The sequence below is a fragment of the Aquincola tertiaricarbonis genome (assembly GCF_023573145.1).
Lineage (GTDB): Bacteria > Pseudomonadota > Gammaproteobacteria > Burkholderiales > Burkholderiaceae_C > Aquincola > Aquincola tertiaricarbonis_B.
Map to the genome: position 1 here is coordinate 1834968 of NZ_CP097635.1, position 24697 is coordinate 1859664.

A 24697-nucleotide genomic window follows, 5' to 3' on the forward strand; every position below is an offset into this window, starting at 1 on the left:
GCCCAGGGGCACGGCGCTTGCCGCACCCCTGTGACGAAACCCCGTTGCACCCCAAGGTATCCGATGACGATCACTGTGGCCGAACTGATGACGCGAGGCGTCCACGTGATGGCGCCCGACGACAGCCTGGACCTGGCCGCGCGCCTGATGGACGACCTGAACGTCGGCGCCATGCCGGTGTGCCAGGAAGAGCGGCTGCTGGGCATCGTCACCGACCGCGACATCGTCGTGCGCGGCATCGCCCGCAACCGGCCGGTGGACCGCACGCCGGTGTCCGACGTGATGAGCCAGCCGGTGCGCTTCTGCTTCGACGACCAGCCGGTCAACGAGGTGCTGCCCGAGATGCGCCAGGCCCAGATCCGCCGCCTGCCGGTGCTGGACCGCCGGCGCCGCCTGGTCGGCATGCTGACCTTGGCCGATCTGGCCACCAAGGCCGATCCACAGGCCGCCGCCGCCGTGCTGGCCGCGGTGTCCGAGCCGGCGGAGCCGGATCGGCCGGCCCTGCCGCAGCGCCGGGTGGCCTGAGGGCCGGGGCGCGCCCGGCCACTACCGTTAGCGCAAGACAGCCGCCTGCGGCACCAGCACCAGCCGGTCGCGCGGCAACGCAGGCAGGCGGCTCATGTCGATCGACAAGTCCTGCGGTGGCAGGCTGTAGTGCAGCTCATGCAGCAGGAACTGCAGCGTCTGCTTCATCAGCTGCTCGGCCAGCCCTTCACCCGGGCAGCGGTGGTGACGGGCCGGCTCGCCGCCGCCTTGCGGCACGAAGCTGAAGGGCCGCTGCTCGGGCGGGCCGGTGCGCTCGCTGCCTGGGCGTTCCACCGCGCGGCGCTCCGGGCGGAAGCGTTCGGGCCTGAAGGCGCCGGGCGTCTGCCAGGCACGGGCATCATGGTTGGTGCCGTACAGGTCCAGCAGCACGCGCCGCCCGGCCGGGAAATCGTAGCCATTCCAGCGGAAGGCGCGCCGTGTGCGGGCCGCCACCGCCGGGAAGAACGGGTAGTAGCGCCGCACCTCGTGGACGAAGCAGGCCAGGGCCATCGGCGCGTCCTCGGGGCTGGCGGCCAGCAGGGCTTCGCGCTGGCCCGGGTGCTGGTGCAGCGCATGGGCCGCCAGCACGGCGTACACGGCCACGGCCACGGTCGGCCGCAGCAGGTTCAGCAGTTCCACCGATGCCACTGCGGCGGGCAGCAGCTCGCCATCGGCATCGCGGTGGTGGGCGATCAACGCCAGTGCCGTGGCCTGGGGTGCAGTGCCGGCCTGGCCGCGCACCGCGGTGATCAGATCCTGCGCCCAGCCATCGGTTGCGCGGCGCGCGCGGCGTGCCCGCAGGTGCTGCAGGCCCAGCACGCCGGCACCGTCGAACAGCAGGCTGAGCTGGCGGGTGCGCAGCCGCACTTCGGCTTCCGGCAGCGGCACGCCGGCCCAGCTGCAGACGGCGCGGGTGAACACCTCGCGTGCGGCGTCGTACAGCGTCACGGGCTCGCCGGCCGGCCAGCGGGTGGCGGCCTGCCGCCAGGCCTGGCGCACCGTGCGCGCCAATGCGTCCACCGCCTCCGGCGCGGTCAGCCGCAGGAAAAGGGCCTTGCGGTGGCGGTGGCGTTCACCATCCAGGCCCTGCACGCCGCCTTCGCCGAACAGGGTGGCGCGCAAGGCCTCGGGCGCCGCGCCGGCGCGGGCGAAGCGCTCGTCGTCGTAGAAGAGGCGTGCCGCCTCGGGCCCGGTCAGGCACAGCGTGGGCCGCAGCAGCAGCCGGGTCTCGAACACGTCGCTGCCGTGCTCGCGGCAGCGGCTGCTGATGAAGCGGTACGGGTCGGCCAGCAGGGCCAGGCTGCTGTCGGCCTGCGGGTCGCGCGGGATGGGCCGTGGTGCGGCTGCGGCGGTGGGCGTCATGGCGGCAAATGGGGTGGCGACGCCCCGGCATCGGCAATTGCGGCGCCCGCGGGCGTCGCAGGTGCGTCGCTTGCCGCAAGGCCGTCATCACGAAAGGCCGCGCATGAACGACGACATCAAGATCAAGCCCTATGACGGACCGGTGGGTGGCTGGGGGTCGATGACCTCCATCGCCCACCACGTGCGTGACGAGGCCGCCGCCACCGCGCTGCCCGAGCTGGCGCGGCAGAACAAGCCCGATGGCTTCGCGTGCACCTCCTGCGCCTGGGCCAAGCCGGCCAAGGCCCACCTGGCCGAGTTCTGCGAGAACGGCGCCAAGGCCACCTTCGCCGAACTGACCCGCCGCCGCGTGGGCGCCGACTTCTTCGCCAGCCACACGGTCAGCGAGCTGCGCGGCTGGCCCGACCAGGCGCTGGAGCACCAGGGCCGCCTCACCGAGCCGCTGCGCTACGACGCGGCGCTGGACCGCTATGTCCCGGTGGGCTGGGACCAGGCCTTCGAAGAGATCGGCCGTCAGCTGCAGGCGCTGCGGGCCGACGACCCCGATGCGGTGGTGTTCTACACCTCGGGCCGTGCCTCGCTGGAAACGGCCTACCTGTGGCAGCTGTTTGCACGCCTGTACGGCACCAACAACCTGCCCGACAGCTCCAACATGTGCCATGAAAGCACCTCGGTCGGCTTGAAGGCCGCGATGGGGCAGCCGGTGGGCACGGTGCGGCTGGAGGACTTCGAGAAGACCGACTGCCTCTTCTTCTTCGGCCAGAACGTGGGCAGCAACAGCCCGCGCATGCTGCATCCCTTGCAGGAGGCCAGCGAGCGCGGCGTGCCCATCATCGTCTTCAACCCGCTGCATGAACGCGGGCTGGAGGAGTTCACCAATCCGCAACGGCCGCTGCAGATGGCCACGCGCTCCACCACCCGCATCGCCTCGCGCTACCACGCGGTGCGGCCGGGCGGCGACATCGCGGCCATCACCGGCCTGTGCAAGGCGCTGCTGGCGCTGGACGACGAAGCCCAGGCCGCCGGCCGGCCACGGGTGCTGGACGTGGACTTCATCGCCCAGCACACCCAGGGCTTCGACGACTTCGCCGCCTTCGTGCGGGCGCAGGACTGGGCGGACATCGAGGCCACCAGCGGCCTGCAGCGCGCCGCGCTCACCGAAAGCGCGCAGATCTATGCCAAGGCCACTGCCACCATCGGCGTGTATGGCATGGGCCTGACCCAGCATGAGCTGGGCGTGGACAACGTGCGCATGCTGGTCAACCTGCTGTTGATGCGCGGCAACATCGGCCGCCCCGGCGCCGGGGCCTGCCCGGTGCGCGGCCATTCCAACGTGCAGGGCCAGCGCACGGTGGGCATCGCCGAAAAGCCCGAGCTGGTGCCGCTGGACGTGCTGGCGCGGCAATACGGGTTCGAGCCACCGCGCCACAAGGGCATGAATACGGTGGAAGCCTGCGCGAGCGTGCTCAACGGCCGGGTCAAGGCCTTTCTGGGCCTGGGCGGCAACTTCGTGCGGGCCGTGCCCGACCACCACGCGATGGAGCCCGCCTGGCAGCGGCTGCCCCTCACGGTGCACGTGGCCACCAAGCTCAACCGCAGCCACCTGCTGCCCGGCCGCAGCAGCTGGCTGCTGCCCTGCCTGGGTCGCATCGAGCGCGATCTGCAGGCCGGCGGTGTGCAGACGGTGAGCGTGGAGGACAGCACCGCCTGCGTCCATGCGTCGCGCGGCCAGCATGCGCCGGCCAGCGAGCACCTGCTGTCGGAGACCGCCATCGTCGCCGGCCTGGCCCAGGCCACGCTGCCGCCCAACCCGCAGGTCGACTGGGCCGGCTGGGTGGCCGACTACGCCCGCATCCGCGATGCGATCGAGGCCACCTGGCCTGACCAGTTCGCGCAGTTCAACCAGCGCATGCACCAGCCGGGCGGGTTTGCACGGCCGCTGCCCGCCGTGCAGCGGCAGTGGAAGACCCCCAGCGGCAAGGCCGAGTTCAAGGCCCCGGCGCGGCTGGATGCGGCCTTTGCCGGCGATGGCGGCGACGACGTGCTGCGCCTGGTCACGCTGCGCAGCAACGACCAGTTCAACACCACGGTGTACGGCTATGACGACCGGCTGCGCGGCATCCAGGGCACGCGCGACGTGCTGCTGATGAACCGCGACGACATGCGCCGCCTGGGCGTGGCCGATGGCAGCACCGTGACCCTGGCCTGCGCCGCCGCCGATGCCGGCCCCAACCCGGAAGGTGTGCTGCGCGAGGTGCCCGGGCTGCGCGTGGTGGCGTACGACCTGCCCGCGGGCTGCTGCGCCGGCTACTACCCCGAGTGCAACCCGGTGGTGCCGCTGAGCCACCATGCGCGCGAAAGCCATGTGCCGGCGGTCAAGTCGGTGCCGGTGCGGGTGAGGGCGCAAGGCCAGGCTTGAGGCCGGGTGGGCTGCCCGCGGTGGGATACTCCCGGCCCCATGGCCATGTCTCCCGAAGCCCCCGACAGCGCGCCAGCGCCGCAGCAGCAACAGCCGCGCAACCCGCTGCACGGCCTGACGCTGGAAGCCATCGTCACCGCGCTGGTGGCCCACTATGGCTGGCCGGGCCTGGCGCAGCGGGTGCCGCTGCGCTGCTTCAGCACCGACCCCAGCGTGGCTTCCAGCCTCAAGCTGCTGCGCAAGACACCCTGGGCCCGCGAGAAGGTGGAAGGCCTGTACCTGTACATGCTGCGTGAGCAGCGCCGCGGCACCCCACCGGCATCCCGATGAGCAGCCCCTTGCCCGACGATACCGACCACCGGCTCACCGAGCTGGAAATCAAGGCCAGCTACGCCGAAGACCTGCTGGACCGGCTGAACGAGGTGGTGGTGCGCCAGCAGGCGCAGATCGACCTGCTGCTGCGCGAGGTGGCGCAGCTGCGCCGTGAGCAGCCCGACGGCGACGTGCGCGTGGTGCGCAGCCTGCGCGAAGAACTGCCGCCGCACTATTGACGCGCTGTTGACGCTGAGCCGCTGACGCCCGGCGACTGAAGCCGAACGACTGAAGCGCGCGCCGCCCGGGCGCTTCAGCGGTGGTCGTCCAGCAGACCGGCGGCAGCCAGCCCGATGCGCAGCGACGCCAGCCGGTTGTGCAGGTTTTCGTCCTGCTGCTCACCGGCCTGGGCCACCGAGGCCATTTCGGCCAGCAGCCGCCGCAACGCCGCCAGCGCCACGCCCTGGCGCACCGTGGGGTCCTGCTCGTAGCGGCTGTTGTACCAGTCGATGCGGGCCTGCAAACGGGCCTGCCAGGCCCGCAGCACTTCGGGCTGCGCACCGGGGGATTCGTCGATCAGGCGCCAACAGAACATGACGCGGAGGTTAGCCGCCACTGCCGCCCTGCGGCGAGCGGAAAACGCTGTGATTGTTGACCTGCTTGCACCTTCTTGGCCGTGTCGTTCCGTTCAAGCCCTGGCCGCGGCGGCCGATACGCAGACCTAGGAATTCCCCCAGGGCCGCCGTCCGCCCCGCCGTTGTCGTCATGTTTGCCACCATCCGTCTCCGCCTGATCGGCAGCAGTCTGCTGATCGTCATCGCCGCCATCGCCGTGGTGGGCTTCATCAGCTACCGTTTCACCCGCGCCTCCCTGCTGGAGGACCTCAACGTGCAGCTCAGCCGGGTCGGCGCTTCCGAGGCCGCCAAGCTCGGCGACTGGGTGGCCGCCAACAAGCGCCTGGTGGCCGCCATGGCACCGGCCGCCGGCCAGGCCGACCCCCACCCGGCGCTTCAGCAGGCGCTCAGCGCCGGTGCGCTGGAACTGGCCTACGTGGGCCATGCCGACAAGCGCATGATCTCGGTGCCCGCACGCCAGCGAGCCGCCGATTACGACCCCACCGCGCGGCCTTGGTACAAGCTGGCCGAAACGGGCGAGCAGCCGGTGATCACCGCGCCCTACATCGCCGCTTCGTCCAAGAAGCTGGTCGTCACCTTCGCGCAGGCCGTGCGCGAGGCCGGCCGCGTGGTGGCCGTGGTGGGCACCGACGTGACGGTGGACGACGTGGTGGCCGGCCTGGCCGCCATCCATCCCACGCCCAGCGGCTATGTGTTCCTGCTGGACAAGGAGGGCCGCATCATGGCCCACCCCGACCGCCAGCGCATCCTGAAGCCGGCCAGCGAACTGTCGCCCGAGCTCACGCCTGCGCTGCTGCAGGGCGTGCGGGCGGCCGAGCAGCCGCCCGCGCCGGTGCGCATCGGCGAGGGCGATTTCCTGCTCAAGAGCGCGGCCGTGCCGGGCACCGACTGGGTGCTGGTCACCGCCGCGCAGCGTGGCGAGGCCCTGGCTCCGCTGGACGCGCTGCTGTGGAGCCTGGGCGCCGCGCTGGTGCTGGTGGCGGTGGCCGCCGCCACGCTGACCACCGTGTCCATCAGCGCGCTGCTGGGCGGCCTGCGCCGCGTGCAGGAAGCCATGCAGCAGATCGGCTCCGGCAGCGGCGACCTGACGCAGCGCCTGCCCGTCAAGGGCCGTGACGAGATCGACGCGATCGCGCTGGCCTTCAACGACTTCGTCGGCAAGATCGAGCAGGTGATGCGCGACGTGCGCGGCAGCGCCGATGCCATCGCCCACGCGTCGCAGGAGATCGCGGCGGGCGTGCACGACCTGAGCAGCCGCACCGAGCAGACCGCCAGCAACCTGCAGCAGACCGCCTCGTCGATGGAGCACATGACCGAGCTGGTGCGTCGCAGCGAGCAGCAGGCCGTGGCCAGCACCCAGGTGGCCGACAGCTCCGCCGCCCTGGCCGACCGCGGCGGCGCGGTGGTGGACCAGGTGGTGGCCACGATGGACGGCATCAAGGACAGCTCGGCCCGCATCGCCGACATCATCGGCACCATCGACGGCATTGCCTTCCAGACCAACATCCTGGCGCTGAACGCGGCGGTGGAAGCCGCCCGCGCCGGTGAACAGGGCAAGGGCTTTGCGGTGGTGGCCGGCGAGGTGCGTCAACTTGCCCACCGCAGCGCGGAAGCCGCTCGCGAGATCAAGACCCTGATCCACGACAGCGTGGAGCGGGTGGACCAGGGCGGGCGCCTGGTGGGCGAGGCCGGTGAGGCGATGAAGGCCATCCTGGGCAGCGTGCGGCAGGTCAGCGGCATCGTGGGCGAAATCACGCAGAGCACCGACCAGCAAAGCCGGGGCATTGGCGAAATCAATGCCGCGGTGGCCGACGTGGATCGCATGACGCAGCAGAATGCGGCCCTGGTGGAGGAATCGGCGGCTGCCGCCTCCAGCCTGCAGGAGCAGGCCCGCCACCTGGCCGAGGTGATCGGCCGCTTCCGCATCCGCGACTGACATGCTGCGCACCGGCCGCCAGGTCGGGCGGCAAATGCAACAGCCGGCTACGGGGCGGAACCGATGGACGTGGCGCCGGTCCGCCCAGGATGCCGTTTTCAAGGAGTACCGCCCGCATGCGCAAGACCTCCCTGTTGCTGACCGCCCTGGGTCTGGGCCTGTCGGCCTTTGCCGTGCAGGTGCGGGCGCAGTCGTCCGCGGCGGCCGGCACGCCGGCCACGCGCAGCGGCGCCCTGGCCGCCTCCACCGTCGATGCCCGCTGGAAGGCCAGCTTCGAGGCCTTCGCGGCCGAGGACAAGCTGCATGCCCCGCAACCCGGCGGCGTGCTGTTCGTCGGCAGTTCGTCCATCCGGCTGTGGAACGGGCTGGAAGAAGCCTTCGCCGCGCCGGGGCAGCCGGTGCTCAAGCGGGGCTTCGGTGGTTCGCGCATGCTGGACTGCGCCCAGTACGTGGACACGCTGGTGCTGCCCTACCAGCCGCGGCTGGTGGTGGTGTACGCCGGTGACAACGACCTGGCCGAAGGCCGCACGCCGCAGCAGGTGCTGCAAAGCTTCACCCAGTTCACCGAAGCGGTGCGCCAGGCGCTGCCCGACACCCGCATCGCCTACCTGTCGATCAAGCCCAGCCCGCTGCGCGCAGCGCTGGTGCCCGCGGTGCGCGAGGCCAACAGCCTGATCGCGGCCTATGCCAAGGCCACGCCCAACCTGGACTACATCGACGTCTTCAGCCGCATGCTCACCGACGACGGGCAGCCGCGCAGCGATCTGTACTCGGCCGACTCGCTGCACATGAATGCCGAGGGCTATGCCCTGTGGCGCAGCGTCATCAGCCCGCATCTGCAGCCGGCCGGGGCGCGGCAGGCTGCCCTTCCTGCGGCAACACCGCCCGCCGCAGCGGCGCCGGCGGATCCGCAGGCGCTGAAGACGCTGGTGTCGACGGTGCGCTGACGCCCGCGGCCTGCGGCCGCGGCTTGCGCGACATGCGCTGCTTGAGCGCGGCCCGCTTGGCCGCGGTGCGGCGATCCAGCTCGCCGCTCACCCAGGCCACCAGATACAGCGCCGGAAAGCTCACCGCCACGATGGCGGCATCCACCCAGTAGGGCCGCTGCGGCTGCACGTCGCCGGCCAGCGCCAGCGCCAGCAGCGCCAGCACCAGGTGCGCGCAGAACACCGGCAGCGAGGCCCGGCCCAGCGTTTCCAGCACCGGCAGGCGCGGCAGGTGGCGGCGCAGCCAGGGCGCGAAGTGCATGGTCAGCAGCAGCAGCGCCATGAAGTTGATCAGGCGCAGCGGCCCCAGGTGCCATTTGTCGAACAGCGGCGCCAACGAGGCCTGGCCCGGGAACGGGTTCTGGCCGATCACATGCCGCCACACGAAGCCCACCAGCGCGATGCCAACGGCGGTGTTCACCATCCAGCGCGGAAACACCAGCGGCGGCGCATCCGGCCGTTCGGCCTGCATCGAGCCCATCCACAGCCCCAGCACCCACAGGAACTGCCAGCCCCAGATCTCGAAGGAGCCGGTCTGGCGATAGGGCACCGGGATCGGCGCCACGGTGGTCACCGCGTTGTAGACCGCCTCGCCCAGGTCGAACTGCGCCAGCAGCCAGGCCAGCAGGCTCAAGCCCAGGATGCCGCCCCAGCCGCGGTGCAGCCCGTGCAGCAGCAGCACCGGGCTGGCCAGCATGAAGACGATGTAGATGGGCAGGATGTCCAGCAGCGGCGGCGCATAGATCAGCAGCAGGCCGCTGAACAGCGCGGCCAGCGGCTGGTCGAGGTAGAAGCCGATCAGGTTGATCACGGCTTCCTGGCCGGCCAGCAGGCCCATCACGGCCACCACCGTCATCAGGAAGATCAGCAGCGCGATCTGGCAGGCATAAATCTTCAGCGCGCGCTTGAAAAAGGCGCCGCGCATCGCCTCGGCGCCTTCGCGCCGCTCACGCGCGGTGTACACCATGCCGGCCATGAAGGCCGACAGCATCACGAAGCCTTCGGCCGCGGACACGAAGCCGAAAGGCTGGCCCGTGGGGTTGGACAGTCGGGTGGGCAGATGCGTGAGCGTCATCAGCACCAGCATCAGCCCGCGCACTGCATCCAGCTCCCACAGCCGCCTGGCGGAGGCGCCACCGGCACCGGCAATTGCCACGAACATCTCCCGCTCAATGGTCCGACGAGCGCCGATTCTGGTCAGCAGGCGGGCGGCGGGCTGTAGGACAACGGCGGTTCGGCGTCTGGGACGGCGGCGCAGATGTACCGGGATGTGTGCGGCTCACCCGGGTTGCATCACCCGGCGCCGGGCCGAGGGCGGCACGCCGTAGCGCTGGCGGTGGTAGCGGCTGAAGGCGCTGGCCGACTGGAAGCCGGTGCGCCAGGCCACATCCAGCAGGCTGAGCTCGGGTCGGGGCAGCAGCTCGGCCAGGCGGCGGGCGCGCAGCCGCTCCACCAGCTCGGCGAAGGGCAGGCCGGCGCAGTCCAGGTGGCGGCGCAGCGTCCAGCGGGAGCAGCCCAGCGCCTGCGCCACCGCCCGCTGCAGCGCCTGCAGGCTGCCGGGGTCGGCGTCGTCGGCTTCGGTCGGGGTGGCCGGCGGTGTCGGCCCGCTGCCGCTGGCGGCGTCCCACAGGCCGCACAGCACCGCCTCGGCCCGCGAGAGCAGGTCGTCGGACACCGGCTGGGCGGCCAGCTCATCCAGCCGCGCCTGCAGCTGGCGGCGGCTCAACTCGGCCAGCCACGGGTTGTGCGGCACCAGCGCCGCCCGCAGCGCCGGCCCGCGCACGATCAGGCGGTGCGCATCCACCTCGCTGCCGCCGTGCACCGGCATCTGCAGCCGGTGCTGCCAGGCCAGGCGTGCGCGGCTGCGGCTGGCGCCGGCCAGCTCGGCCCGCAGCTGCAGGCCACGCGGGCCGGCAGCGGCCTCGTGGTCGCGCAGCACTTCCCGCAGGATGCCGAAGTTGGCCAGCACGCTGTGCAGCGCGGCCTCGCCCTGGCAGTCAGGCCGGTAGGTCAGCACCAGGCAGTCGTCGCTGGCCTGCAGGTCCACCGTGTCGATGCTGCCCACCAGCGGCCGGAAATGCACCCATTCCGTCACCGCGCGGGCGGCACCGGGCTGGTTGAACCACAGCGCCGCCTGGTCGGACCAGTGGCGCTGCAGGCTGTCGCGGTCGATCGAGGCCAGGTCGGGCGCTCCGGGCGTGATCAGCGGCATCAACGCGCGCAGCCGTTCGTGCCGCTGGCGGCCCACGCGCAGGCCTGGCTGCGTCAGTTCATGGGCGCTGATGCCGCTGCGGCGGTGGAACTCGTCGGCGGGCATGCCATGGCGCCGCAGCGCTTCGTGCAGCACGCGGGCCAGGGTCATCGACACCGAGGGGGCTGGCGCGGCAGGCAGGGCAGGCCGGGTACTGAACATGAGCGCAGGATTAACGAATCGACGTGTTTGTTCATCCCGTGTTAACCCTCAAACCGGGCTGGCTGCTCCCGCAGGTCAAGTGCCTGCCCCCGCGTGCACAACGCGCCCGGCGCCCGGCCGGCAGCATCGGCGCCCCCACAACACGGAGACACACCATGAAGCAGTCCCCCACGGGCCTGACCTCTGGCCGCACGCGCCGCGCTTTGCCACGCCCGCTGGGCCTGCCGCCCGGTGCCTGGCTGCTGCTGGCCGCGGCGCCCTGGCTGGGCGCCTGCGGCAGCGGCGACGACCGGCCTGCCCAGGCCACGCTGGGCCGCGACAGCCTGCCGCTGATCAGCCAGGACGGCTACCAGTTCAAGGATTTCAACCGCAACGGCCAGCTCGATGCCTTCGAGGACTGGCGCCGCAGCCCGGAGGCGCGCGCGGCCGACCTGGTGGGCCGCATGAACCTGGCCGAGAAGGCGGGCGCGATGATGCACGGCACCCTGGTGCTGGACAGCGCCGGCACCGCCATCGACCTGGCCGCCACCGGCCCGCTGGTCACGCAACGGGGCGTCAACACCTTCATCACCCGCATGAGCGCCGACGCCGCCACGCTGGCCACCCAGCACAACAAGCTGCAGGCGCTGGCCGAGACCACGCGGCTGGCCATCCCGGTGTCCATCAGCAGCGACCCCCGCAACCACTTCCAGTACACCGTGGGCCAGAGCGTGTCGGGTGGGGGCTTCACCCAGTGGCCCGAGACGCTGGGCCTGGCCGCCATCGACGATGCGGACCTGACCCGCCGCTTCGGCGACATCGCCCGCCAGGAATACCGCTCGGTGGGCCTGCACGTCGCGCTGTCGCCCATGGCCGACTTGGCCACCGAGCCGCGCTGGGGCCGCATCTTCGGCACCTTCGGGGAAGACCGCGCGCAGGTCAGCCGCCAGGTGCAGGCCTATGTGCAGGGCTTCCAGGGGCAGACCGACGGCCTGGGCGCCAACGGCGTGGTGGCCGTGGTCAAGCACTGGGGCGGCTACGGCGCGGCGAAGGACGGCTGGGACAGCCACAACCCCTACGGCAAGCTCATGACCTTTCCCGGTGCCAACCTGGCCGAGCACCTGAAGGCCTTCGACGGCGCCTTTGCCGCCGGCGTGAGCTCGGTGATGCCCACCTATTCCGTGCCCGAGGGCACGGTGACGGTGGACGGCGTGACGCTGGAGAACGTGGGCGGCGGCTTCAACAAGCCGCTGCTGACCGACCTGCTGCGCCAGCGCCGCAGCTTCGACGGCGTGATCGTCAGCGACTGGGGCATCACCTCGGACTGCACCGGTCCGTGCCTGGACGGCGCGCCCGCCGGCGTGTCGCCCTTCGCGTTCTTCTCGTCCTTCGGCACCTCCTGGGGCGTGGAGACGCTGAGCCGGCGTGCCCGCTTCGTCAAGGCGGTCCATGCGGGCATGGACCAGTTCGGCGGCACCGAAGACAGCGACTACCTGGTGCAGGCCGTGCAGGCCGGTGAGCTGACCGAGGCGCGGCTGGACGAATCGGTGCGCCGCATCCTGCGGCAGAAGTTCCGCCAGGGCCTGTTCGAGAACCCGTATGTGGACGTGCAGGCCGCCGCCACGCTGGTGGCCACGCCGGCCCACCATGCCGATGCGCTGGAGGCGCAGCGCCGCTCGCAGGTGCTGCTGCAGAACCGCAACCAGCGGCTGCCGCTGGCGGCCAGCGTGCGCAAGGTCTGGCTCTACGGCATCAATGCCGACGTGGCCCGCAGCTACGGCTACACCGTGGTGGCCACGCCGGCCGAGGCGGACGTGGCCCTGGTGCGCACCGCCACGCCCAGCGAGCTGCTGCACCCCGGCTACATCTTCGGGCTGCTGCAGCATGAAGGCACGCTGGCCTTTGCCGACGGCCAGGCCGACTACGAGGCCATCAAGGCCGCCGCGGTCGTGGTGCCCACGGTGGTGACGGTGTACATGGACCGGCCGGCGGTGCTCACCGCGCTGGTGGACAAGGTCGATGCGCTGCTGGCCAACTTCGGCGTCAGCGATGCGGCCCTGTTCGACGTGCTCACCGGCCGCGCCAGTCCGCGCGGCAAGCTGCCGGTGGAGCTGCCGCGCTCGATGGAGGCGGTGGCCGCGCAGAAGTCAGACCTGCCGCACGACTCGGCGCAGCCGCTGTTCCCGTACGGGCACGGCCTGGCGTATTAAGCCGGCGCCAGCCGGAAGGTGTTCATCATCGCCGTCAGCCGCTGGGCCTGTTCCTTCAGGCTCTGGGCGGCGGCGGCCGACTGCTCCACCAGCGCGGCGTTTTGCTGCGTCATCTGATCGAGCTGGTTGACCGACTGGCCGATCTGGCCGATGCCCTGGCTCTGCTCGCTGGAAGCCGCAGTGATCTCGCCGATGATGTCGGTCACGCGCTGCACGCTGGCGACGATCTCGCCCATCGTGCTGCCCGCATCACGCACCAGGCGTGAGCCGGTTTCCACGCGCTCGACGCTGGCGCCGATCAGGGTCTTGATCTCCTTGGCGGCTTCGGCGCTGCGCTGCGCCAGGCTGCGCACTTCACCGGCCACCACCGCAAAGCCGCGGCCCTGTTCACCGGCACGGGCGGCTTCCACCGCCGCATTCAATGCCAGGATGTTGGTCTGGAAGGCGATGCCGTCGATGGTGCCGATGATGTCGGCGATCTTCTGCGAGCTGGTGTGGATCTCATCCATGGTGGAGACCACCTGGGAGACCACGGCGCCGCCCTTGCCGGCGGTGTCGGAGGCCGAGCCGGCCAGCTGGTTGGCGGTGGTGGCGGCTTCGGCGGTCTGGCGCACGGTGCCGGTCAGCTGCTCCATGCTGCTGGCGGCCTGCTGCAGGTTGCTGGCGGTGTTCTCGGTGCGCTGGCTCAGGTCCTGGTTGCCGGTGGCGATCTCGGCCGACGCGGTCTCGATCGACTGCACCGCCTGGCGCAGCTCACCGAACATCGTGGCAAAGCGCTGGCGCATGCTTTCCACCGCGCGGATCAGCAGCCCCACTTCGTCCTGGCGGCTGCTGTGGGCGGGGTGCGTCAGGTCGCCCTGGGCCAGCGCGTCCACGGCGCCGGTCAGCTCGCCCAGCGGCTGCGCCACCCAGCGGCGCATCGCCCAGAACAGGCCCACGCCCAGCAGCAGCGCGGCGCCACCCAGCAGCGCGCAATACAGCTTCACGGTCTGCCAGTGCGCGGCCATGGCCTGGTCTTCGCTCACCTCGGCCACCACCCACCAGCCGGTGCTCTGGCTGCGGCGCATCAGCGCCCAGCGCTCGCCGGGGCCGCCATCGCGCAGCGCCGGGGCCGCCCGCAACCAGCCGGCATCGCCCTGCGGCATCTGGTCGAACAAGGCCTGGGCGGCCGGCGTGGCCTCCAGCACCTTCTTGCCGGTGAATTGCGGGTGGTAGACGTACACCGCTTCATCGGGCTTCTTGCGCGGGTCGACGACGTACAGGCCGCCAGTGTTATGCAGCTTCACGGCCTGCATCATCGTCAGCATCTCCGACTGGAAGCTGCTCAGGTCGAAGCCGATGAACAGGATGCCGGTGATCTGGCCCTTGGCATCGCGCACCGGCTCGTAGTGCGTCATGTAGGGCTTGCCGAAGAGGGTGGCGCGGCCGCTGTACACCTCGCCGGCGCTCAGCTTGGCATAGGCGGGGTGGGCGCGGTCCAGCAGGGTGCCCATCGCGCGGTCGCCGTTCTCCTTGCGCAGCGAGGTGGTCACGCGGCGGAAGTCATCGCCTTCCCGCGCGAACACGGTGGCCACGCCGCCGGTGGAGGCGAGGAAGCGGTCTACCGCGTCGAACTGGCCGTTCAGCGGCTTGCCGGCGGCCAGCAGGTTCTTGCTGGCGGGGTCGAGTTCAAAGGTGGCCGGAAACCCGCTGCGAAAGCTCTGGAAGCTGCGCTGCGCCATCTGGCGCGACGATTTGTCGAAGGCATCGACGAAGCCGGCCATCGCCTGGGCGGTGTCGTCGGCCGCATCGGCGGCGGCGTCGCGCTGGCGCCCGGTGGTGATCAGCGTGATCAGCAGGCAGATGGCCAGCAGCACGGCGCCCACACCCAGGCTGCCGATGAGGGAGATGCGTCGGGCCAATGCGCCGGACGCGGGTTTGTCGGTCGAATACTTCACGTGGGGATCCCTCGCACTTGTGGCACTCAGGGGCCTGAAAAAAAGGAAAGCGGGCCGAAGCCCGCGGTCTGTCAGAAGGTTTCCCAGTCGCCGTCGTCAGCGGCGCGGGCGGCCGGGGCCGGCGGCGCCGGCTTGGCTGCCGGTGCTGCCGCCGGCGCAGCCGGCAGCGGCTTGGGTGCGGCAGCGGTCACGACCGGGGTGGCGGTGGGCGCCTTGGCGGGCACGGCCTTGGCCGCCTTGGCCAGCTTGCCGGCGGCCGCCTTGACGGCCGGCTTCACCGCCGACACCAGCTTGGTGGCTGCCTGGCGGGAGGTGACGCTGGCGCGCTGGATGGCGGCGCGCGCCGGGGCGGCGGCAGGCGCAGCCACCGGCGTGGGCGCATGGCTCACGGGCGCCGCCATCCGCGGCGCAGCCGCGGCCGGACCGGCCAGCGTGAACGAGGCGGTCAGCTGCGTCAGGCGCGAGGCCTGTTCCTTCAGGCTTTCGGCGGCGGCGGCCGACTCTTCCACCAACGCGGCGTTCTGCTGCGTCATCTGGTCGAGCTCGATCACCGAGCGGTTCACCTGGTTGATGCCCTGGCTCTGCTCGGCCGTGGCGGCGGTGATCTCGCCGATGATGTCGGTCACGCGCTGCACGCTGGCGACGATCTCGCCCATCGTGCTGCCCGCATCGCGCACCAGGCGTGAGCCGGTTTCCACGCGCTCGACGCTGGCGCCGATCAGGGTCTTGATCTCCTTGGCGGCCTCGGCGCTGCGCTGCGCCAGGCTGCGCACTTCACCGGCCACCACCGCAAAGCCGCGGCCCTGTTCACCGGCACGGGCGGCTTCCACCGCCGCATTCAATGCCAGGATGTTGGTCTGGAAGGCGATGCCGTCGATGGTGCCGATGATGTCGGCGATCTTCTGCGAGCTGGTGTGGATCTCGTCCATGGTGGAGACCACCTGGGAGACCACGGCGCCGCCCTTGCCGGCGGTGTCGGAGGCCGAGCCGGCCAGCTGGTTGGCGGTGGTGGCGGCTTCGGCGGTCTGGCGCACGGTGCCGGTCAGCTGCTCCATGCTGCTGGCGGCCTGCTGCAGGTTGCTGGCGGTGTTCTCGGTGCGGTGGCTCAGGTCCTGGTTGCCGGTGGCCACCTCGCTGGATGCCAGCTGGATGTTGGAGGCCGCATCGCGGATGTCACCGACGATGCTGCGCAGGCGCTGCTGCATGGCCGAGAGCGAGCGCAGCAGGTGCGCGGTCTCGTCCTTGCCGTCGGCATTCACCTCGCCGCTCAGGTCGCCCTTGGCGATGTCGTCGGCCAGTCGGCGCGCAGCATCCACCGGCTGGCAGATCGAGCGCATGTTCAGCAGCGTCAGCGGCAGCACCACGGCCACGGCCAGCAGCAGGGCGCCACCGAACAGCCACACCGTGCTGGTCACGGCGCCGACGGCTTCGGCATGCGCCTCTTCGGCTTCCTGCTCCAGCGCCTTGCGGATGTCGCCCACCAGGGCGTAGGCCGCGTCGCTGTGCTGGTGGGCGGGGCCCAGCATGCGGTTGGCCACCGTGGCGGTGTCGTACGCGCTGGCTTCCAGCTGGCGGGCCACCGGCGCCAGCTTCTTGGCGTAGTTCTCCAGCTCGGGCTGCATGCGGCGCAGGAAGGGGTTGTCCAGGTCTTCCTCGCCGGACAGCATCTCGACGACGAGCTTGTTGGCCCGCTCCATCGTCTGCTTCCAGGCCTCGTAGTGCTTGGCCACCAGCTCCGGTTTCTCGTAGCTGATGATCATGTCCTTCTCGCGGCTGCGCAGGTCGCCGATGGCGGCGCGCAGGTCGCTGAGTTCCGAGGCCTCGGCCACCGTGTTCTGCGCGAACGCGGTGTTGATGGACTCGATGCGGTACATGCCGTACAGGCCGGCGCTGCCCACCAGGGCCAGCAGCACCAGTACCACGCCAATCGCTCCGATCATCCGCACGCGGATGGTGAAGCTTCTCATCATGTCGTTCAGCTGCATGCTCTACTTCTTTCGCGAACGTCAGTGGCGGCTGCGGCGGATCAGGCTGCCCACATCCAGGATCAGGGCCACCCGGCCGTCACCCATGATGGTGGCGCCCGAGACGTCGTTGACGCGGCGGTAGTTGGCTTCGAGGTTCTTCACCACCACCTGCTGCTGGCCGAGCAGCTCGTCCACCAGCACCGCCACGCGGCCGCCCTCGGCTTCGATCACCACCAGGATGTTGCTGGCGTGCTCGAAGTCGAAGCGCGGCACCTGGAACACTTCCTCCAGGTCGATCACCGGCATGTATTCGTCGCGCACTTCCACCACGCGGCCGCTGCCGCCGATGGTCTTGACCATGCCCGGCTGCACCTGGAAGGACTCGACCACGCTGGACAGCGGCAGGATGTAGCACTCCTCGCCCACGCCCACGCTCATGCCGTCCATGATGGCCAGCGTCAGCGGCAGGCGCACCCGCACGCTCATGCCATAGCCCTCGGCCGAATCGATCTCCACCGAGCCGCCGAGCGAGGTGATGTTCTTCTTCACCACGTCCATGCCCACGCCGCGGCCCGACACGTCGGTCACCTGTTCGGCGGTGGAGAAGCCCGGGGCGAAGATCAGGTTCCACACCTCGGCATCGGTCAGCGAGTCGGGTGCGTCGATGCCCTTCTCGCGGGCCTTCTTCAGCAGCTTCTCGCGTGACAGGCCGCGGCCGTCGTCGCGCACCTCGATCACGATGCTGCCGCCCTGATGGGAGGCGACCAGCGTGATGGTGCCGTTCTCGCTCTTGCCCTTGGCCAGGCGGTCGGCCGGCATCTCGATGCCGTGGTCGCAGCTGTTGCGCACCAGGTGGGTCAGCGGGTCGGTGATCTTCTCGACCAGGCCCTTGTCCAGTTCGGTGGCTTCACCCTGCGTCACCAGCTCGACCTTCTTGCCGAGCTTGGCCGCCAGGTCGCGCAGCATGCGCGGGAAGCGGTTGAACACCATCGACATCGGAATCATCCGGATCGACATCACCGCTTCCTGCAGGTCGCGGGTGTTGCGTTCCAGGTCGGCCAGGCCCGAGACGAGCTGCTGGGCGATGCCGGTGTCGAGGTTCTTGCTGTTCTGCGCCAGCATGGCCTGGGTGATGACGAGTTCGCCCACCAGGTTGATCAGCTGGTCCACCTTTTCCACCGACACGCGCAGCGTGGCGGAGTCCAGGCCCGCGCCCTGTTTGGCCTCGGCCTTGGGCGCACGCGGTGCGGCAGCCACGGGCTTGGCCACTTCGGCGGCGGCGGGCACGCCGGCCACGGGGGTGGCGGCAGCGGCGGCCTGGCCGGGGGCGCCCGGTGCGTCGTCGAAGAAGCCGTAGCCAGGGTCGGCGGCCGAGGGCTTGGCCGGCTCCGGTGCGCCGGGGCTGCCTTCGTGGAAGCCGAAGCCCGGGCCCAGCGGCTGCAGCTTCATGTGCTCACGCGCCACATGGAAGCTGAACAGGTCCAGCAGGTCGTTGTCCGAGCTGCTGGTGGTGATCTTGAAGCGGCGCATGCCGTCGGCGGCGCGGCCGGCGTCCAGCGGCTCGATGACGCCCAGATCGGCAATTTCCTTGAACAGGTCGGCCAGGCTGTCGGCCTGCTCGGGCTGCGGCAGCGGGCCAACGGTCAGCTCCAGCTGGCGCAGGCCGGGTGCCAGCGGCGCAGCCTGGGCGGCCGGGGCCGGTTGCAGGTCGTCGATCAGGTTCTCCGGCGCAGGCGCGGCCACGGCGGCCGGTGCCGGCGCGGGGGCCGGCGCAGCGACGGGGGCGGCTGCCGCGACGGGCACGGAGCCACCTTCGACCAGCGCGCGGATGCTGAACAGCAGGTCGGTGGTGTCCACCGGGTCGCCGCCGGCACCCTGGTGGCGGGCCAGCTGTGCGCGCAGCGCATCGCCGGCGGCCAGCAGCACGTCCACCATCTGGGCGTTGGGGGCCAGCTCATGGCGGCGCAGCTTGTCCAGCAGCGTCTCCATCTGGTGGGTCAGCTCGGCCACGTCGGCAAAGCCGAAGGTGGCCGCGCCACCCTTGACCGAGTGCGCGCAGCGGAACACCGCGTTCAGCTCTTCGTCGTCGGCCTGTTCCAGGTCGATCTGCAGGAGCATCTGCTCCATGCTGTCCAGGTTCTCGCCGGCCTCTTCGAAAAAGACCTGGTAGAACTGGCTCAGATCGAAGCCGGCCGAGGCGTTGCCGCCTTCTTGTGTCATTTCGCCCATCGGGTGCTCCGGGAGTGCTGCTTCAGCGGATGACCTTGCCGATCACCTCGATCAGCTTGGCGGGGTCGAACGGCTTGACCAACCAGCCAGTCGCGCCGGCGGCGCGGCCGGCCTGCTTCATCTGGTCGCTGGACTCGGTGGTCAGGATCAGGATGGGCGTGGACTTGAACTTGGGGTTCTCGCGCAGCTTCTTGGTCAGCCCGATGCCGTCCATGCGGGGCATGTTCTGGTCGGTCAGCACGAGGTTGAAGTCGCGGCTATTGGCTTTTTCCCACGCGTCCTGGCCGTCCACGGCTTCGACGACGTTGTAGCCCGCATTCTTCAGGGTGAAGGTGACCATCTGGCGCATGGACGCCGAATCGTCGACGGCAAGGATTGAGTGCATCGTTCGTAACTCCGAATCGTTCTCGGGGGTTTTCGGGCGAACCCGGGGCTTCTTTAGGACTGTCGAAGGGGCCGCTGGCGTGCGGATTGCCTAGAACAGCTCGATGGAACCGGCGTCCATCTCGTCCTGCGTCACCGGGTTCGGGCGCAGCGGCGGGGTTTCGACGATCGCGAGGCCCTCCTCGTCGTCGACGCCCCAGGCGTCGGCGGCCAGTCGGTCGGCGCAGTTGCGCAATCGCTGCATGGTGTGGTTGACCAGCTGCGAGGCCATGTCCTGGAACTGCAGCGCGGTGATGGCCGTGGCCAGGTGCTGCGAGACGGTGCTGGCCGGGTCGTGATGCGCTGCCGCCTCACGCAGCTGCTCCAGCGCCGCGTTGGCGCCGTCGAAGCTGGCCATCAGGGTCTCGCAGGCGCCGGACAGCAGCCGCTGCAGGCGTTCGAGGTCGTTGCAGGCCACCATGAGGTGATCCTGCATCTCGGCATTGGCCAGCAACACGTCGCTGGGTTGGGTCTCTGGAACGTCGTTCATCGGCTTCGGGGCTCCGGCTAGGGCGGCGAACTTGCCCGACCGGGCGAACTGCCCGGGCTTGGTTTTCGATGCATGGCATTGTTGGAATGGCCGGCCCGCGGCGAAGCCACGATCACCCGTCAAAATGCGCCCCAGTTCACACTTCCCGCCCGGGCGCTCCGGGCGACCGATACTCCGCCGCCATGACCAGCCAGCGTCTGCGCGTTTTGCACATCGAGGATTCCGAGCTCGACCACGACCTCGCGCTGGCCTACCTGCGCCGTGGCGGCCTGCAGGTGGACACGCGCCGCGTCGACACCGAGGCCGCTTTCCGTGAGGCGCTGCAGGAGCCGTGGGACGCCGTGCTGTCCGACTACAACCTGCCCGGCTTCTCGGGGCTCACGGCGCTGGAGATCCTCAACCGCAGCGGTCTGATGATCCCGTTCATCCTCGTGTCGGGCGAGATCGGCGAGGACACCGCGGTGGAGGCGATGCGCAACGGCGCCAGCGACTACCTGCTCAAGGCCAACCTGTCACGGCTGGCTCCGGCGCTGGAACATGCGATCGAGACCACCGAGATGCGCCGCCAGAAGGCCGACACCGACCGCGCGCTGGCAGCTTCGCGGCAGCGGCTGTCCGAGCTGGCGCAGCACCTGCAAACCAGCGTCGAGATGGAACGCGCGGCCATCGCGCGCGAGATCCACGACGACGTGGGCGGCTCGCTCACGGCGGTCAAGTTCGACCTCGCCTGGATCGCCCGCCACACCGTGAACACCGAGGTGTACGACCGCGTGCAGCAGGCGCTGGAAACCGTCACCTACGCCATCGAGGCCAGCCAGCGCATCATGCACAACCTGCGGCCGGCCATCCTGGAGCAGGGCCTGGTGGCCGCGCTGCAGTGGATGGCCAACCGCTTCGAAAAGCGCACCGGCATTGCCTGCACCTGCCGCACCAGCCACGACCTGCTGCCCACGCTGCCGCCCGGCGTGCCGCTGGTGGCCTACCGCACCGCGCAGGAGGCGCTGACCAACGTCAGCAAGCATGCGCAGGCTACCCGCGCCTCCATCGACCTGTCGCTGGCGCAGGGCGTGCTGTCGCTCGAGGTCAGCGACAACGGCCGCGGCCTGTCGAACGAGGACCTGGCCAAGGCCCGCAGCTTCGGCATCCGCGGTCTGCACGAACGTGCCGGCACCGTCGGCGGCTGGGTGGAACTCAGCAGCGGCGGCAGCGGTCGAGGTACCACGCTCATCCTGTCGGTGCCGCTGCATGCGCAGCGCAGCACGCCGGGCCGCGACGACGACTTCGACGATGTGAACGAAGAAACACACGATCCATCCGCCTGGGGGAAACCATGATCAAGGTGATGCTGTGCGATGACCACGCGCTGATACGGCGGGGCATCCGGGACACGCTGTCCGACGCCTCCGACATCGAGGTGGTGGGCGAGGCAGGCGACTACGGCGAGCTGCGCACGCTGCTGCGCAGCGCCACCTGCGACGTGCTGGTGCTCGACATCAACATGCCGGGCCGCAGCGGCCTGGACGTGCTGCACGTGCTGAAGGACGAGAACTCGCCCATCAAGGTGCTGATCGTCAGCATGTACCCGGAAGACCAGTACGCCATCCGCGCGCTGCGCGCCGGCGCGTACGGTTACGTGAACAAGGGCGGCGACCCGCAGATCATCGTGCAGGCGGTGCGCACGGTGTCGCAGGGCCGCAAGTACGTCACGCCCGAGATCGCGCAGATGCTGGTGGAGAGCCTGACCACCCCGGTGCCCGAGCAGGCGCATGAGAAGCTGTCGGACCGCGAGCTGCAGACCCTGGTGATGATCGCCAGCGGCAAGCGCCTGTCCGACATCGCCGAGGAGCTGATGCTCTCGCCCAAGACCGTCTCGGTTTACCGCGCCCGGGTGTTGGAAAAGCTGGGGCTGGCCAACAACTCCGAGCTGACGGTCTACGCGATACGGAACGGGTTGGTGGGGAGTTAACTGCGGCCGGGTGCGCCGACGGCCCTGTGCAGCTCGGCCGACGCCTTGGGCAGGCTGGGCGTGACGCGCACCGCTTTGGCCGCATCGATCAGGCTCTCGACCTCGCCGTCCCACGGCGGCAGGTCGGCCGGAGGCAAAGGCAGCACGCGATCGAGGTTGGGCAGGCGGGTGTCGGGGTGGTGCCGGAGATAGTCGCCGATGGCGCTGTAACGGCGAGCGCGGATGGGGTCTTTGGCGTGACCGGCTTCAATGTGTCCCTGGTAGTACATAGCGCTGAGACCGTCCGCGCACTGCCGACTTCCGAACTTCACGCCTTCATGGAGGCGCTGGAGCGCCTTGGCAAACAAGGATTGCTTCTCAGACCGGTCCGTGGTGTCCCCGACGTCCACCTCATAGGTCAGCCCCAACTCATATGCCGCATCGCCGCTGCCTTGCGCGAACGCGCACTCCAGCATCTGCCGGCCGATTGGCCGGTTGTTGTAATGGCGGGGTGGCTCGTCAATGAGCGCATCCAGCGCCTTGCCCAACTCGGCCTGCGCATGCAGGCTGCCCATGTCGGCCGCGCGCTGCCAGAACGCGTAGGCCACCGTGGCGCTGGGCTGCAGCGGGCCCACACCGCTCATGTAGTAATTGCCCATGTTGAACCAGGCTGCCGGCACGCCCTGGCGCATCAGGTCTTCGGTCAGGCGAACAGCCTCGTTGGGGTCGAAGGGCACGCCCTTGCCTTCAAGGTACAGCCCCGCGAGGTTGAACTGGGCTTTCCAGTGCCCGAGGGTCATGGCTTCGCGATACAGCCCGGCGACCTTGCCGTAGTCGATGTACCGAGGGTCCAGGCTGTATTCGTCGAGGGCCAGTGCCTGCTCGAACAAGGCTTGCGCCTGATCGCTGGGCACCGGGTTGACGGCGGCCTCGTGGCGGCAGGTGAAGATCTTGCGGTAGGGATCGAAGGCCGGCAGCTCGGTGAAGCGTGGCAGGTCTGCGTGGAGGCGGCGGGCGATGGCTTGAGTCATGGCGTCGCGCTGCCATGCGAGCAGCCCGACTGCGGCCAACAGTCCCAGCACCGCCAGGACTCGGCGCCAATGCTTCAGCAGGTCAGACGCGGCCATGAGACGAGGTCAGGCGCCGCCCGGCCTGGAGGAGTCCGGCGCAAAGCCTGCACGGCATGCGCGCTCGCAGGCCACCATCAGGCGCCATTGCACTTGGAGCTGCGCACGCTCCGCTTCGGCAAGAACCGGCGCAAGTTGTTCGCCCAGCGATGGCAGAGGCTCCCCGGCCAGCACAAACGCCTGCCGCCGCCAGCTCTCGCCGGCCAGCGTGCCGTTGAAGACCTTGGCCAGCGGATGTTCGGCGTTCGTCACCTCAGGCTGCCAGATGCCGCTGGTGGGGCACACCTGCCCATCGACGCAGCACTGATCAGTGGCCTGTGCGATGGCCTGCACCAGGCCTGCACGGGCGAGATGGTCCGTCAACGGCCGCACGGGCCGGGCGGTCCCCACGAAGCGCCAGTACACGCTGCTGTGGCCTCTGGCGTTCTCGGGGAAGCCGAAGGCCTGAGGCAGCAGGCCGCTGCTGGCCAGCGATAGGGTCTCGCCTTCGCGGTAGAACAAGGGTGGCGTCTGCGCCAACAGGTCGCGGTCTCGACGCTCGTAGGTGTCGTCCTGCAGGTGGCGCAAACGCTCGGGCAGGCGGAAGAGCTTCTGCGCGGGCCGCATGGCACTGGCGTGCAGCGGCTGGTAGTAGCCGTCTTGCGGTGCACGCACCAGGAAGCTTTGACCGTAGCGGTGGTCAACGGCCGCAAACGGCAGGGTGGGCCCTTCGTAGGGCGCGATGGCGTAGCCCTCGGGCACATGAGCGCGGGTGCGCTGCAGCTCGGCCGAGGCCTTGGGCAGGCTGGGCGTGACCCGCACCGGTTTGGCCGCATCGATCAGGCTCTCGACCTCGCCGTCCCACGGCGGCAGGTCGGCCGGAGGCAAAGGCAGCACGCGATCGAGGTTGGGCAGGCGGGTGTCGGGGTGGTGCCAGAGGTAGTCACTGATGGCGTGGTAGCGGTCTTCACGGGCTGGGTCTATAGGTTGGCCTATCTCCAACTTGCCTAGGCCAAAGAGGGCGCTGAGGCTGCCAGCGCAGCGCTGGCTGCCGAACTTGACGCCCTCGTGGAATCGCTGGAGTGCCTTGAGGAATATTGCTTGCTTGTCGGCAAGGTCGTCCGCATGGGGAACATCAGTTCGATAGCTCATCCCCAACTCAAAGGCCGCATCGCCGCTGCCTTGCGCGAATGCGCACTCGAGCATCTCTCGGCCGATGGGCCGGTTGTTGTAATGGCGGGGTGGCTCGTCAATGAGCGCATCCAGCGCCTTGCCCAACTCGGCCTGCGCATGCAGGCTGCCCATGTCGGCCGCCCGCTGCCAGAACGCGTAAGCCACCGTGGCGCTGGGCTGCAGCGGGCCGACACCGCTCATGTAGTAATTGCCCATGTTGAACCAGGCGGCCGGCACGCCCTGGCGCATCAGGTCTTCGGTCAGGCGAACTGCCTCGTCAGGGTCGAAGGGCACGCCGTCGCCCTCCAGGTAAAGCCCGGCCAGATTGAACTGGGCCTTCCAATGGCCCAAGGCCATGGCCTGGCGGTACAGCGCGGCAATCTTTGCGAAGTCACGCTCCTTGCGCGGGATGCCCCAATCACTCAACGCGACAGCTTCCTCGAACAAGGCTTGCGCCTGATCGCTGGGCACCGGGTTGACAGCGGCCTCGTGGCGGCAGGTGAAGCTCTTGCGGTAGGGGTCGAAGGCCGGCAGTTCGGTGAAGCGGGGCAGGTCGGCGTGGAGGCGGCGATCGATGGCTTGAGTCATAGCGTCCTTCTTCCAGATAAGCACTGTCACCAGGGTCAGTGCGGCAAGAGCCAGCGCGGCAC

The 24697-nt window shown here is 70.0% G+C and carries 19 protein-coding genes and 1 pseudogene; 9 read left to right on the forward strand and 11 right to left on the reverse strand.

Annotation, left to right across the window (positions count from 1 at the left end):
• The first annotated feature begins 63 nt into the window (after window positions 1–63).
• Complete coding sequence (locus MW290_RS08490; RefSeq protein WP_250194241.1) at window positions 64–525, forward strand: CBS domain-containing protein; 462 nt, start codon at window positions 64–66, stop codon at window positions 523–525.
• 27 nt (window positions 526–552) lie between these two features.
• Here MW290_RS08490 and MW290_RS08495 read toward each other — a convergent pair whose 3' ends face one another.
• A complete protein-coding gene (locus tag MW290_RS08495; protein ID WP_250194242.1) occupies window positions 553–1887 on the reverse strand; it encodes a cytochrome P450 in 1335 nt (444 codons plus the stop codon).
• Between the two features lie 103 nt (window positions 1888–1990).
• Here MW290_RS08495 and MW290_RS08500 point away from each other — a divergent pair, with 103 nt between their 5' ends.
• Genes MW290_RS08500 through MW290_RS08510 form a run of 3 tightly spaced genes read left to right on the forward strand, consistent with a single transcriptional unit; the run spans window position 1991 to window position 4857 of the window.
• Window positions 1991–4306: an FdhF/YdeP family oxidoreductase gene (locus MW290_RS08500; RefSeq protein WP_250194243.1), complete on the forward strand. Its 2316-nt coding sequence runs from the start codon at window positions 1991–1993 to the stop codon at window positions 4304–4306.
• Between the two features lie 45 nt (window positions 4307–4351).
• On the forward strand, window positions 4352–4636 hold the full coding sequence (locus tag MW290_RS08505) for a VF530 family protein (protein ID WP_375142833.1): 285 nt from the start codon (window positions 4352–4354) through the stop codon (window positions 4634–4636).
• Complete coding sequence (locus MW290_RS08510; RefSeq protein ID WP_250194245.1) at window positions 4633–4857, forward strand: SlyX family protein; 225 nt, start codon at window positions 4633–4635, stop codon at window positions 4855–4857. Before MW290_RS08505 ends, MW290_RS08510 begins: the two co-directional genes overlap by 4 nt.
• Window positions 4858–4931: 74 nt before the next feature.
• On the opposite strand, the gene MW290_RS08515 is transcribed toward MW290_RS08510, so the two are convergent.
• Complete coding sequence (locus MW290_RS08515) at window positions 4932–5213, reverse strand: hypothetical protein (protein WP_250194246.1); 282 nt, start codon at window positions 5211–5213, stop codon at window positions 4932–4934.
• Window positions 5214–5383: 170 nt separating this feature from the next.
• Between MW290_RS08515 and MW290_RS08520 the strand changes: the two genes are divergently transcribed.
• Together MW290_RS08520 and MW290_RS08525 are read left to right on the forward strand one after the other, a co-directional pair.
• On the forward strand, window positions 5384–7189 hold the full coding sequence (locus MW290_RS08520) for a methyl-accepting chemotaxis protein (RefSeq protein ID WP_250194247.1): 1806 nt from the start codon (window positions 5384–5386) through the stop codon (window positions 7187–7189).
• Between the two features lie 116 nt (window positions 7190–7305).
• Window positions 7306–7989, forward strand: a pseudogene (locus MW290_RS08525) (SGNH/GDSL hydrolase family protein); the annotation flags it as partial.
• A gap of 25 nt (window positions 7990–8014) precedes the next feature.
• On the opposite strand, the gene MW290_RS08530 reads toward MW290_RS08525, so the two are convergent.
• Together MW290_RS08530 and MW290_RS08535 are read right to left on the reverse strand one after the other, a co-directional pair.
• Window positions 8015–9337 carry an OpgC domain-containing protein gene (locus MW290_RS08530; protein WP_375142731.1) on the reverse strand — a complete coding sequence of 441 codons (1323 nt, stop codon included), beginning with the start codon at window positions 9335–9337 and terminating at the stop codon, window positions 8015–8017.
• Between the two features lie 117 nt (window positions 9338–9454).
• Window positions 9455–10537 (reverse strand): helix-turn-helix transcriptional regulator, encoded by a 1083-nt coding sequence (locus MW290_RS08535; protein WP_250194249.1) that lies wholly within the window; start codon window positions 10535–10537, stop codon window positions 9455–9457.
• A gap of 206 nt (window positions 10538–10743) precedes the next feature.
• Here MW290_RS08535 and MW290_RS08540 point away from each other — a divergent pair, with 206 nt between their 5' ends.
• The gene (locus MW290_RS08540) at window positions 10744–12777 is read left to right on the forward strand and encodes a glycoside hydrolase family 3 protein (protein WP_250194250.1); all 2034 of its coding nucleotides are present in this window, start codon (window positions 10744–10746) and stop codon (window positions 12775–12777) included.
• Here the strand turns inward: MW290_RS08540 and MW290_RS33115 are convergent.
• The 5 genes from MW290_RS33115 to MW290_RS08575 form a co-directional block, all read right to left on the reverse strand.
• A complete protein-coding gene (locus tag MW290_RS33115; RefSeq protein WP_310740063.1) occupies window positions 12774–14714 on the reverse strand; it encodes a methyl-accepting chemotaxis protein in 1941 nt (646 codons plus the stop codon). The two genes, MW290_RS08540 and MW290_RS33115, sit on opposite strands and share 4 nt — an antisense overlap.
• Before the next feature lie 71 nt (window positions 14715–14785).
• Window positions 14786–16699: a methyl-accepting chemotaxis protein gene (locus MW290_RS08555; RefSeq protein ID WP_310740064.1), complete on the reverse strand. Its 1914-nt coding sequence runs from the start codon at window positions 16697–16699 to the stop codon at window positions 14786–14788.
• Window positions 16700–16720: 21 nt separating this feature from the next.
• Window positions 16721–18910 (reverse strand): chemotaxis protein CheA, encoded by a 2190-nt coding sequence (locus tag MW290_RS08565; RefSeq protein ID WP_250194251.1) that lies wholly within the window; start codon window positions 18908–18910, stop codon window positions 16721–16723.
• 22 nt (window positions 18911–18932) lie between these two features.
• Window positions 18933–19295: a response regulator gene (locus MW290_RS08570; RefSeq protein ID WP_250194252.1), complete on the reverse strand. Its 363-nt coding sequence runs from the start codon at window positions 19293–19295 to the stop codon at window positions 18933–18935.
• A gap of 90 nt (window positions 19296–19385) precedes the next feature.
• Window positions 19386–19823 (reverse strand): hypothetical protein, encoded by a 438-nt coding sequence (locus MW290_RS08575; RefSeq protein WP_250194253.1) that lies wholly within the window; start codon window positions 19821–19823, stop codon window positions 19386–19388.
• Between the two features lie 182 nt (window positions 19824–20005).
• Between MW290_RS08575 and MW290_RS08580 the strand changes: the two genes are divergently transcribed.
• Both MW290_RS08580 and MW290_RS08585 read left to right on the forward strand, forming a co-directional pair.
• Window positions 20006–21157, forward strand: a complete 1152-nt coding sequence (locus MW290_RS08580; protein ID WP_250194254.1) for a hybrid sensor histidine kinase/response regulator — start codon at window positions 20006–20008, stop codon at window positions 21155–21157.
• On the forward strand, window positions 21154–21789 hold the full coding sequence (locus MW290_RS08585; RefSeq protein ID WP_250194255.1) for a response regulator: 636 nt from the start codon (window positions 21154–21156) through the stop codon (window positions 21787–21789). The genes MW290_RS08580 and MW290_RS08585 overlap by 4 nt, the downstream gene beginning before the upstream one ends.
• Here MW290_RS08585 and MW290_RS08590 read toward each other — a convergent pair.
• Both MW290_RS08590 and MW290_RS08595 read right to left on the reverse strand, forming a co-directional pair.
• Window positions 21786–22895: an SEL1-like repeat protein gene (locus tag MW290_RS08590; RefSeq protein WP_250194256.1), complete on the reverse strand. Its 1110-nt coding sequence runs from the start codon at window positions 22893–22895 to the stop codon at window positions 21786–21788. The genes MW290_RS08585 and MW290_RS08590 overlap by 4 nt on opposite strands.
• Window positions 22896–22904: 9 nt before the next feature.
• Window positions 22905–24635, reverse strand: a complete 1731-nt coding sequence (locus MW290_RS08595; protein ID WP_250194257.1) for a tetratricopeptide repeat protein — start codon at window positions 24633–24635, stop codon at window positions 22905–22907.
• Between the last annotated feature and the right edge of the window lie 62 nt (window positions 24636–24697).